Genomic DNA, 11492 nt, shown 5'->3' on the forward strand with positions numbered 1-11492 from the left:
CGAAGTGAGCCCCGATTTGCGCCTGCCCATCGTTTTTATCATGATCACCGTGATGCTGGACGCAATGGGCATCGGCCTGATCGTTCCGGTCATGCCCGAATTGCTGCTTGAGGTTCAGGGCGGAACTCTGGCCTCGGCGGCGCTTTGGGGCGGGGTTCTGTCGACGGTATTCGCGGTGATGCAGTTTCTGTTCGGACCGTTCATCGGGGCGATCTCGGACCGCTACGGGCGCAGGCCGGTGCTGCTGGTGTCGCTGATGGTGATGAGCCTGCAGTACCTGGTGATGGCGGTGGCCGGGTCGATCTGGCTGCTGCTGATGGGTCGGATCGTGGGCGGGATCACGGCGGCGACCGGGGCGACGGCCAGCGCCTATATGGCCGATATCTCCAAACCCCATGAGAAGGCCGCGAATTTCGGGCTGATCGGGGCGTCATTCGGAGCGGGTTTCGTTCTGGGACCGCTGATCGGCGGGATGCTGGGGGAATATGGCACCCGCGCGCCGTTCTTTGCCGCCGCCGCGCTGGCTGCGGTCAATGCGGTCTTTGGCTATCTGGTGCTGCGCGAGACCGTGACCGACCGCATCCGCCGCCCGTTTGAGTGGCGGCGCGCCAATCCGTTCGGCGCGTTCCGCCATCTTGCGCGGCTGCCGGGGATCGGCCCTTTGCTGGTGGTGTATTTCACCTATCAGGTGGCGTTTTACGTCTATCCCGCGATCTGGTCCTTTTTCACCCAGGAGCGGTTCGGCTGGTCACCGCAGATGATCGGTCTGTCGCTGGCGCTGTTCGGGGTGATGATCGCCGTGGTGCAGGGCGGGCTGATCCGGCTGGTGCTGCGTCGCTTTGGCGAACGCCTCACGGTGATCTATGGCCATCTGTTCGACATGGCGGCCTTTGGTGCGATCGCCTTTGTGGCCAGTGGGGCGGTGGCGCTGGTGCTGACGCCCCTGGCGGCGATTGGTGCGGTGATCACCCCGGCCCTTCAGGCGATGATGTCGCGCAGCGTGGGCGATGATGCCCAGGGCGAGTTGCAGGGGGTGCTGACCTCGCTCAATGCGCTGGCGATGATCATCGCGCCTTTGCTGATGACCAGCGTGTTTGCCGCCTTTACCGGGCCGGGGGCACCGGTCTATCTGCCGGGGGCTCCGTTCCTGGTCTCAATGCTCTTGATGGGGATCGGGCTGGTGGTGTTTTTGCGCAGGCCTGCGCCATGCGGTGCCGCGCAGCAGGGCGACAGTCTGGCTTGACGCGCGATGACGCGGGGCGTTTGGGGCTTGCAGCGCCCCCGATTGCCCGGCACGTTCGCAGCCAGCAAGAAACAAGGGAGCCTTCCATGCAAACGATCAAAGCCGCCGTCTGTCATGAGTTTGGCAAACCCCTTGTGATCGAAGATATCCAGATCGCACCGCCCGGCATGGGCGAGGTCGAGGTCACGCTGGATGCCGTGGCGATCTGCCATTCGGATATTTCCTTTGCCGAAGGGGCCTGGGGCGGATCCTTGCCCGCGGTTTACGGTCATGAGGCCGCCGGTGTGGTCAGCGCTGTCGGCGCGGGTGTCAGCACTGCGCGTGTCGGTAACAGCGTTGTCGTCACGCTGATCCGGGCCTGTGGTACCTGCCCGTCCTGCGCGGGCGGCAAGCCGACGATTTGCGAGACACCCCATGACGGGGATCACGGGCCGATCCGGACGATGGAGGGCGGCATGCTGCATCAGGCCATGGCATCTGGTGCCTTTGCCGAAAAGGTCGTGGTGGATCAAAGCCAGGTTGTCACCATCGGTGATGACATCGCCAAGACCTCGGCCAGCCTGATTGCTTGCGGGGTGATCACCGGCGTGGGTGCAGTGGTGCATGCCGCGGGTCTGCGCGCGGGTCAGGACGTGGTGGTGATCGGCGCGGGCGGCGTCGGTCTGAACGCCATTCAGGGCGCGCGCATAGCCGGGGCGCGGCGCATCGTGGCCGTGGACATGACCGAGGAAAAGCTTGAGATCGCCCGCAGCTTTGGGGCCACCGACGGGGTGCTGGCCACCCACAAGGCCCCCTGGAGGGCCGCGCAGAAAGCCATGGGGCGCGGGGCGGATGCGGTGATCGTCACCGTGGGCGCGATCCCGGCCTATGATCAGGCACCGCGTTACCTTGCGCGCGGCGGCAAGGTGATCATGGTGGGGATGCCCCATTCCGGTGAGATGGCCAGCTATGAGCCGGCGACCATGTCCTTTCTGGGTCAGGGCATGATCGGCTCGAAGATGGGCGATGTGGTGATCCAGCGGGATATTCCGTGGATGGTCGATCTGTATCGGCAGGGACGGCTGCAACTGGATGAGCTGATCTCGAACCGCTGGTCGCTGGATCAGATCAACGAGGCGATCGCCGACACCAAGACCGGTTCGGCCAAGCGCAATGTGATCGTGTTCAACCGCTGAACCTCAGACCAGCCGCGACAGATAGGCGTCAAGGAACCGGCGCGTGAAGCTTTCCATCGCCACCAGCGGGCCGGGTTCGTAATAGCGCGACCCGATGCCTTCCTGATTGGCCTCGATGATGCGTTTGTCGGCCTCGGTGGTGACATCCCAGAGCCATGTGAGGCGATCCCTGTCGTAATCGCGCCCCTCGACGGCGTCTTCATGCACCAGCCAGATGATCTCCTGGATCGAGTTGTGCAGATCGACCGGGATGAAGCGATAGAGCACCGCATGATCGCAATAGATCAGCATCGGGTTCAGCACGCTGACATAGACATCCGATGCGCCGCCGTCATACCCGGTCAGATCGCCCAGCAGCGGGGCAAGCGGTTCACCGCTTTCGCTGCCGGTCTGATAGCCCTCGAACAGCGCATAGCGGTTGTAGGAATAATCCGGCGACTGTGCGGGGGCCTGTGATCCGATGCGATCTATCGTGTCGGCCGAGGCACCCACGGCGGCCGAGCGCGCCTTGAGTTCGGCATTCAGCGGGGCGGAGCGGTCCGGGGTCATGTGGATCACATGGGATCGCGCGAATTCAGGGTGGGCCGCCGTGCAGTGATAACATTCGTTGTAATTCTCGACCAGCAGCTTCCAGTTGGCGCGCACCGGATAGCTTCGGCGATGGGCGATCCTGGTGCGCTCCAGCCCGAAGGGGCGCACATGGGGTGTGAGCTCGGCGCGCAGCTCGTCGAACCGCGTGGGTGTCCGGGCAAGCGAGACATAGATCAGCCCCTCGAACAGCTCGACCGCAACCGGTTTCAGCGCCAATGCGTCGCGATCATGTTCAGGGTCCAGCTGGCGGGCGTGAAACAGGCTGCCATCCAGATTGTAGGCCCAGGCGTGATAGGGGCAGGTAAAGCGACGGACATTCCCGCGCGGCTCGATACACAGCCGCGAGCCGCGATGGCGGCAGACATTGGCATGGGCCTGCACTGCGCCGGTTTCGCTGCGCACCACGATCACGCTTTCGCCCATCACCTCGAACAGCAGGTAATCGCCAGCCTCTGGGATTTCGCTGATATGGCCGGCAAGCTGCCAGTCCTGATGAAAGATGCGCGCGGTATCGGCTGCAAAGATTTCGGGTGCGGCATAAAAGGCCTGTTCCAAAGAAAGCCCGGGGCGCTGGCGGGCAACAAGGGCGGCGATATCGGTTTGGCCGAATGGCTTTGTCATCAATCTACTCCGGGAAGGGTCGGGCGCAGACTAGCAAAGTTTTCACGCGCGCGGCAATCTCTGCGCCTTTCCAGAGCCCGTGTTGCGCAGTACACAATGTGAAACTGGAACCGGTTGGGCATCTGCGGCATGCGGGCACGGCGGGTTTCAAGCTTTTCGTACCAAGGCTGCAGCGGGTCTTGGACCGGCAATTGGGAGAACGCGCATGAAACTCACCGATCTTGACGTCATCGTCACGGCCCCTCCCGCGCCGGGTTGGGGCGGGCGCTATTGGATTCTGGTGAAGGTGACGACCGATACCGGGATTGTGGGCTGGGGCGAATGCTATGCCTCTTCGATCGGACCCGAGGCGATGAGCCATGTGATCCGCGATGTGTTCAGCCGCCATATGGAGGGCGAGAACCCCGAGAACATCGAGCTGATGTTCCGCCGGGTCTATTCCAGCGGCTTCACACAGCGCCCCGACCTCAGCGTGATGGGTGCGTTCTCGGGGCTGGAAATCGCCTGCTGGGATATTCTGGGCAAGGATCGGGACCGTCCGGTTCACGCGCTGATCGGCGGGCTGATGAACGAGAGGATCCGGGCCTATACCTATCTTTATCCGCTGCCTCATCACAGCATCAAGGATTTCTGGTCCTCGGCCCGGATGGCCGCGGAATCCGCGGCGGATTGCGTCGCGCGCGGCTATACCGCGGTCAAGTTCGACCCGGCCGGTCCCTATACGCTGCGCGGCGGGCATATGCCTGCGATGTCGGATATCTCTCAATCCGTGGCGTTTTGCGCAGCCATCCGCGAGGCCGTGGGCGACAAGGCAGACCTGTTGTTCGGCACCCACGGTCAGTTCACCACCGCAGGCGCGATCCGGTTGGGTCAGGCGATCGAGCCCTATTCTCCGTTGTGGTACGAAGAGCCGATTCCACCCGACGCCATAGAAGAGATGGCCAAGGTCGCGCGCGCCGTGCGCATTCCGATTTCAACCGGAGAGCGTCTGACCACCAAGGCGGAATTCGCCCAGATCCTGCGCTCGGGCGCGGCCACGATCCTGCAACCGGCCCTGGGGCGCGCGGGTGGTATCTGGGAGATGAAGAAGGTCGCCGCCATGGCCGAGGTCTATAACGCGCAGATGGCACCGCATCTTTATGCAGGCCCGGTTGAATGGGCCGCCAATATCCATCTGGCTGCCTCGATTCCCAACATCCTGATGTGCGAGAGCATCGAGACGGAATTTCACGATCATTTGATCAAGGGCTCGATCCGCGTCGAGGACGGGTTCATCACCCCACCCTCGGGCCCCGGTCTGGGCATTGATGTCGACGAAGAGCTTGCGCGCGCCCATCCCTACAAGGCTACGGGCCTGCATCTGGAGATGCGCGAGGAGCCCTGCGATTACGTCAACGGCAACGCCTTCGAAGGCGGAGCCCCGGCACCTGATCCCGAAACCTGATTCACAGGCGTGACAGATGGGTTTACGTGGGGCATAACTGCGTCAACGTGTAAATCTTGAGACTCGTGTAACGATGCCGAACAATTCCTCTTCTCCTTTGCCTGCCAATGCGCCCGTCGATATGTCAGCGCGCGCAGCCGAGGCGGCGGCGTTGCTCAAGTCGCTGGCGCATGAGGGGCGGCTGATGATCCTGTGCCACCTGGCCACCGGAGAGAAATCGGTCGGAGAGCTGGAAACCCTTATGGACCTGCGACAGGCGCGCGTGTCGCAAATGCTCGCGCGGCTCAGGGACGAAGGTCATGTCGCCACGCGGCGGGATGGCAAGACGATCAATTACCGGATTGCCAACCCCGATACGGCAGAGGTGATCGGCCTCATGCACCGGATTTTCTGCCCGGATATCTGAGGTCTTCGGGCGTCCAGGCACCGCGCGATGGTGTTACTCGGCGCGCACCAATTGGCGCTGCGCGCCCAGACCGTCGATCCCGACCTCAACCACATCTCCGGGCTTGAGATAAAGCTGGGGGGTCATGCCCATGCCGACGCCCGGGGGCGTGCCGGTCGCGATCACATCGCCCGGGTGCAGCGTCATGAGCTGGGACAGATGCGCGATGATCTGAGCAACCGAGAAAATCATTGTGTCGGTCCTGCCTGTCTGCATGCGCTGACCGTTCACATCCGCCCAGAGGGCAATGTCCTGCGGATCACCAACCTCGTCCTTGGTGACGAACCACGGGCCGATCGGGCCGAACCCGTCACAGGATTTGCCCTTGGTCCACTGGCCGGTGAGGTTGAGCTGAAAGTCACGCTCTGACACATCGTTGATCACGCAATAGCCCGCCACATGATCAAGTGCCTGCGCCTCATCGACATATTTGGCGGCGGTGCCGATGACGACGCCCAGCTCGACCTCCCAGTCGACACGCGAGGCACCGCGCGGGATCACCAGATCATCTTCGCCGCCAGCGATTGCCGAATTCGCCTTCAGGAACAGGATCGGGTGCTGGGGAATCGCCATGCCCGCTTCGGCGGCATGATCGGAATAGTTCAGACCGATGCACATGAACTTGCCGACATTGCCCACACAGGGCAGCAGCCGGTGTTCACCGGTGATTTCCGGTTGGCCCGCAATATCCCAGTCGCCCGCATTGGCCAGATCACCACGCGCCAGCGCCTGCGCGCTCAGATCAGGCAGAAAGGCGGTGACGTCCCGCCAGATACCAGAGGGATCAAGGGCCGCCATGCGCAGCGCGCCGCCCTGCTCTATACGCTTGAATTTCATCGGCTCTTCCCTGCCTTAGCTGGACACATATCCCGAGACGACCTGCAACAGCTTGAACGCTGTCGGGGCGTCATTTTCGACCACCGATATGAATTCCTCGGCACCGATTCGCAGGCATTTGATATCGGTTTCAGCTTTCATGTCCAACGCGCGGGGCACGTTGCGGATCACGCCCAACTCGCCCACCAATGTGCCCGGACCCACCTTGGCAATCTGCTGATCCGGCTGATCGGCTTTGGGCAGGTAGAGTCCGGCCTCGCCTTCGAGAATCATATAGGCACCATCCGCAGGTGGATCGCCCTTGTAGAACACATACTCGCCAGCCGAAGCTTCGTACCAGCGCGCGCCAAAGGCCAGAAGGCGCAACTGGCGCCGGCCCAGCCCGGAAAAGAGATCGGTCTGTTCCAGCGCGCGCAGCTTGCGCGCGAGATCCGCACTGGCCGCGCCGTCCTGTTCGGTTTCGGCGGTTTCGCCATGGGCAACCAGCCGACCCTGCTGGAGTTCCAGCAACTGTCCAAACTCGGCATCTTCGGTAAATCCGTCGGACAGAACGATCATGGTGGTGCCCGGCAAAAGCCTGTGCAGCCTTGTATAGGCCTGCTGCCGCGCCTCGCGGTCGCGGCTTGCCAATGCGCTGTCCAGCACCAGAACATCGGGGCGTTTGACGGCCGCGCGGACCACGGCCAGCGGTTCGGTCAGAACAGCCGGCATATTCGCCCCCCCCAGAGGCACAGGGGTGTCAAAGACCAGCGCCACCACCAGATCGCGCAGACCGGCGTTTTCCAGAACTTCGGCTGATCTGCGGCGCACTTCGTCAGCGCGCGCGCCCGCGTTCTCGGAAATCTTGCCGTAAAGCGCGTTTTCCAGAACACTCAGACCCGGAGCCCACGTGCTGCTGGACAGCGGGACATAGAGACCTTCAAGCTTGGCACGCATGTCCTGACCGTGGCTGGCGCGCAGGGCAAGGATCTGCGCCTTCATCTCATCCGGGAAGGACGGGCCGATCTGTTCAGCCGAAATGCCGAAGGGGATCGCCATCATCAGCGCCAGTTGCTCGTCATCCAGATCGGTGCCGTCCTTATAGGTCGACAACAGCTCGGCGGCCTTTTCATAGGTGCCGGTTTCAAGGCCAAGCTTGTTGAACAGCGGGTGATCCGTGCCATCCATCCCGAAGATCTGGCGCAGCATATCGATCACATTGCGGCTGAGCGCGATCAGGCCGGCGTCGATCTTTTGCGCGCGCAGAAAGGCCAGGAACTCGGTCTGCTGGGCCAGAACGTCCGGTGTGATCGGCTGCAAGGGCGAGGCATAAAGCAGGTTGTCGCCGACCGGCAATGCGGGGTTGTACTCGACCGGGTTCAGCCCGAAAACCGCACGGTCCAGATCGCCGGATTTCAGCGCCTCGCGCAATGTCGCGCGGGCACCGATGATCGCCTCGGCCAGATCGGAGTTCGCATCCGCATCCGCGCGCATATCCAGACCGCGCCGGAAAAACGGCTCGGCGCTGCCGACGGCATCCACAAGCTGCAGCATCCACGCCTTCAACTCGGCCTTGTCGCGCAACCCGGCCAGTGACGGGTCAAGCCAATCAACGGCCAGCGGATCGGCACTGTTGCCCGCCAGTTCGGAGTCGAGGATCACAGCCTCCATCCCCTCCTTCGAGAGGGGCTGGAATTTGAGCGGCATGAGAACGTTCTCAAGAAAAGTGCCCTGAAACAGAACCGGCCGGGCATTGGCATGTCCCATGCGCCGCGCCACGACCGCCTGATGCAGCCCCCCAAGCGCATGACCGGCCACCGTGATTGACCCGCCTGCAGGCTGCACTTCGCGCACCAGCAACTCGGACAAGGCGCGGCGGTCTTCCTCGCTGGAGGCGGTCACTCCGATCAGCGCGCCGCCCTGCAAGGTGACATCAATATCATCCAGTACGCTGACCCCGTCGATATCGCGCACAGACACATGCGACAGCTGGATCGGCCCACGCAGTTCGGGCAGGGTTTCAGGGGCACCCACGAACAGAGTTTCATCCGCCATTCCGTCAGGGGCAAAGCGTTCGGTGATGATTTCCCAGCGCAGGCTCATGTCCTGAACCTGATTGTAGTAGGTCAGCAGTTCCTTCCAGGGGCTCGCGATATCCTTGTAGGCCGCAAGCGCCGCAACCAGGGCACCGATCGAAATTTCGCCGATGATCGCAAGATAGCCACCGACAAGGTAAAAGAAGAACGGCGTCAACTGGTTGATGAAGTTGTTGATGAACTTCATGAAGAATTTCTTCTGGAAGACCTCAAAGCGAATGACATAAAGCCGCGCAAGGCGGTCCGTGATGATCGCCTGCCGAAAGCGCCAGCCGCCATGGGCACGCAGGGTCGCGGCCCCTTGCGCTGTCTCGCCGATCTCGGCGGCAAGGCCACGCACCTGCACGATGCGTTTCTTGTTCAGCTGGTTGATCTGTCGCTGCAATATCGGAATGATCCAGGCCTGCAACGGGATCAGCGCGATAGCGGCAAGCCCGAACCAGAAGGATTGCAGGAACAAGAAGCCCAGAATCGTCAGCATCTGCCCGGCCTGAAGCACAGGCTGGCTGATCGCATCCCCCATCAGACCACCCATGGGTTCGGCCTCGGAGGTGATCATCGACACCAGTTCACCCTGGCTGGTGCGCTCGAAATAGGGTTGCGGAAAGCGCAGTACGCGCGCGATCAGCGTATAGCGGAAGCGCCGCAGCATGCGCTCGGACATGACGCCCTTCATCGTGTTGATGCGCATCTTCAGCAGGCCGTGCAGTAGGACCGACAGCAGGAATGCAAAACAGAGCAGCACAAGCAGAACGACCTGATCGACCGAGAAGCCCATGAACTCCACCGGCGAGCGCGCGGCACCGATGGCATCATTGATGATGCGCTTTGGCAGTTCCAGCGTCAGAAACAGCATCGGGAACAAACTGGTGGTTACAGCCAGCAGAACCAACTGCTCACGCTTCGAGTACTTCCAGATAAAGGTGAAGAGCGTGCGTTCTATTGTTCCACCCCGATCTGCCGGCACAGAGTCACGTGACGTCTTTACAACAGATAACCGCCTACACTTTTCCGTGTACCCACGATAAACCTTGAAATCAATTGCTTTTTGTAAAAAACGCGTATCCGATGTAACTCAGGAACTATCTGTTCTGACGCGCGTCAGGGAGGACGAATATCACGTGACCGATCTTGTCCAGTCGATTTTGCTGCTGCTTTTCCTGCTCCAGATAAAGCACATGTTCGCGGATTACTTCCTGCAGAGCGGTCGGATGCTTCAGGGTCGCGGACAGTATCTGCATATGGGCCGGGCCCAGCATTGCCTGGTGCATGCAATCGGTTCGGCCATCTGCCTGGTGATCGTCGGCAGTCCGGCCTGGTTCATACTGGCCATCATTGCGCTGGAATGGGTGGTGCATTTCCACATTGACTGGGGCAAGGGGGCCTATTCGGCGGCCAAGGGGCACGGACCGGCTCATGCCGGGTACTGGCGCGCGTTCGGCTTTGATCAACTGCTGCATCAGCTGACATATATCGCCATGATCTGGGCGTGGATCCTGGTCGTCACCTGACGACGACGGCATTGCCCTCAGGCGATACCCGGGTCCGCCAACAATGCCTCATCCACACCAACGGTGGCAAGCGCACCGCCGCCCCCCGTGGGAATGTAATCAAAGATCACAAGGCTTACGCCGGTGGCATCGGTCACATCCGCACCAACCCGTTCCTGCCAGCTGCCATCTGTGCCGTCTTCCAGACTGAAGAAATCCGTCCAGGGCCCATCGCCATAGATACGAGCGCTGTCTCCCAAAGTCTCGCCCAGCAATCCGGCCAGAACCGTATCCGCGCTTGAGGACAGATCGACCACATCGGCCAGTGACAGGCTGAGGGAGTTTGCCTCTCCGTTGGCCATATCGATCACTTCGATATTGCTCAGCGTCAGAACATCCAGAACATCCAGATTGACGTCTCCGTCATCTGCAAAGCGCAGGACATCGACGCCGTTGCCGCCATCAATCACCTCTCCCACTTCGCGCAGGCTGTCGACCACAAGGATGTCATCGCCATCCCCGGCCAGAACCGTATCAAAACCCGTGCCGCCGATGATCGTGTCATTGCCGCTATAGCCAATCAGCAGATCATCGCCGTCAAGGCCATCGAGGCTATCGTCAAAGTCGCTGCCAAACAGCAGATCCGCCCCGTCATTGTCAAAGCCCGACAGGGTTTGCGCGCTATCCGCCCGGCCCAGAACCTCGGTCGAGAACAGCGTCAGATCGGCCGCGCCATCCCCGTCCAGATCATAGTCCGCCGTGACGCTGAAGCGGTTTTGCACACCCAACTGGCCGGCAATCCCGTCGATCGCGGCAAAGGCCAGCTGATAATCGATACCTGTCTGCAAAAGTGCGTCCGAGGTCTCGTCCGCGATCGCGAAAGCCGCTGCGCCATCCACACCCAGCGTCACGCTCAGGCTGACAAGCGCCGGGTTGAATGCCGGTGAAGCGGTCAGGGCAGCGGCCAGATCACCGGGTTCATCCAGAAGCGTATAGGTCGTCTCGCCCGGTGCCAGAGTGGCCGGATCGGTGGTGTCCAGCAGCGCAAGATTGGCCAATGCCGTCGTTCCGCCACCAAAGGCGCTGCCGATGCCGAAAGCGTCGATCGCAACGGTATAGGCCCCGGGAACCGGATTGCCCGCGCCATCCAGATTGAGCAGTGACGCGCGCGCTGCCTGCCATTCAGCCGCGGCAACCGTGGGCGAGCCATCTGTGATGAAAAAGACAAAGTTGGACGCCCCGTCGCCCCGCGCAGGCGCATCTTCGGCTTCGCTTTCGACTTCATCGAGGAAGGTCTCGGCCCGGTTCAGGGCCGCGGTCCAGTTGGTCAGCCCACCCGGCTGGATCAGGGCGGCCAACTCGGTTTGCCATGCAGGGGGATCGCTGGGGTCGTTCAGATCGAAGGGGTCCACGAAAGTGGCACTGCCCGAAAACACCGTAAAGCCAACCGTGACTTCGGTATCAGAAGGCCCGAAGGTAGCGCGCAGCGCAGACAGTGCGCTCTGGACGTTGGCAAGGACTGCAGCCCAGTCCGCCGATGAAACCGAGCCCGATCCATCCAGCGCAAAGAC

9 protein-coding genes are annotated in these 11492 nt (G+C 61.8%); 5 read left to right on the forward strand and 4 right to left on the reverse strand.

Features of this window, described 5'->3' with window-relative positions; all coding sequences use genetic code 11:
- The first annotated feature begins 40 nt into the window (after positions 1-40).
- Positions 41-1243: a TCR/Tet family MFS transporter gene (locus WAO69_RS13475; protein ID WP_422179973.1), complete on the forward strand. Its 1203-nt coding sequence runs from the start codon at positions 41-43 to the stop codon at positions 1241-1243.
- 86 nt (positions 1244-1329) lie between these two features.
- Positions 1330-2418 (forward strand): Zn-dependent alcohol dehydrogenase, encoded by a 1089-nt coding sequence (locus WAO69_RS13480; protein ID WP_422179975.1) that lies wholly within the window; start codon positions 1330-1332, stop codon positions 2416-2418.
- Between the two features lie 3 nt (positions 2419-2421).
- Here the strand turns inward: WAO69_RS13480 and WAO69_RS13485 are convergent, their stop codons facing one another.
- Positions 2422-3630: an aromatic ring-hydroxylating oxygenase subunit alpha gene (locus tag WAO69_RS13485; RefSeq protein ID WP_422179977.1), complete on the reverse strand. Its 1209-nt coding sequence runs from the start codon at positions 3628-3630 to the stop codon at positions 2422-2424.
- Positions 3631-3835: 205 nt separating this feature from the next.
- Here WAO69_RS13485 and WAO69_RS13490 point away from each other — a divergent pair, with 205 nt between their 5' ends.
- Positions 3836-5074, forward strand: a complete 1239-nt coding sequence (locus WAO69_RS13490; RefSeq protein ID WP_422179979.1) for a mandelate racemase/muconate lactonizing enzyme family protein — start codon at positions 3836-3838, stop codon at positions 5072-5074.
- 73 nt (positions 5075-5147) lie between these two features.
- Positions 5148-5480, forward strand: a complete 333-nt coding sequence (locus tag WAO69_RS13495) for a metalloregulator ArsR/SmtB family transcription factor (protein WP_422179981.1) — start codon at positions 5148-5150, stop codon at positions 5478-5480.
- A gap of 33 nt (positions 5481-5513) precedes the next feature.
- On the opposite strand, the gene WAO69_RS13500 is transcribed toward WAO69_RS13495, so the two are convergent.
- Together WAO69_RS13500 and WAO69_RS13505 are read right to left on the reverse strand one after the other, a co-directional pair.
- Positions 5514-6356 (reverse strand): fumarylacetoacetate hydrolase family protein, encoded by an 843-nt coding sequence (locus tag WAO69_RS13500; protein WP_422179983.1) that lies wholly within the window; start codon positions 6354-6356, stop codon positions 5514-5516.
- A 15-nt stretch (positions 6357-6371) separates the two neighbouring features.
- Positions 6372-9287: an ABC transporter transmembrane domain-containing protein gene (locus WAO69_RS13505; RefSeq protein WP_422179985.1), complete on the reverse strand. Its 2916-nt coding sequence runs from the start codon at positions 9285-9287 to the stop codon at positions 6372-6374.
- Positions 9288-9552: 265 nt separating this feature from the next.
- Here WAO69_RS13505 and WAO69_RS13510 point away from each other — a divergent pair, with 265 nt between their 5' ends.
- Positions 9553-9942 (forward strand): DUF3307 domain-containing protein, encoded by a 390-nt coding sequence (locus WAO69_RS13510; protein WP_422179987.1) that lies wholly within the window; start codon positions 9553-9555, stop codon positions 9940-9942.
- Between the two features lie 17 nt (positions 9943-9959).
- On the opposite strand, the gene WAO69_RS13515 is transcribed toward WAO69_RS13510, so the two are convergent.
- On the reverse strand, positions 9960-11492 hold a 1533-nt coding region (locus WAO69_RS13515; protein WP_422179989.1), incomplete at its 5' end, for a VWA domain-containing protein.

The organism is Aestuariivita sp. (assembly GCF_049276915.1).
GTDB lineage: Bacteria > Pseudomonadota > Alphaproteobacteria > Rhodobacterales > Rhodobacteraceae > Aestuariivita.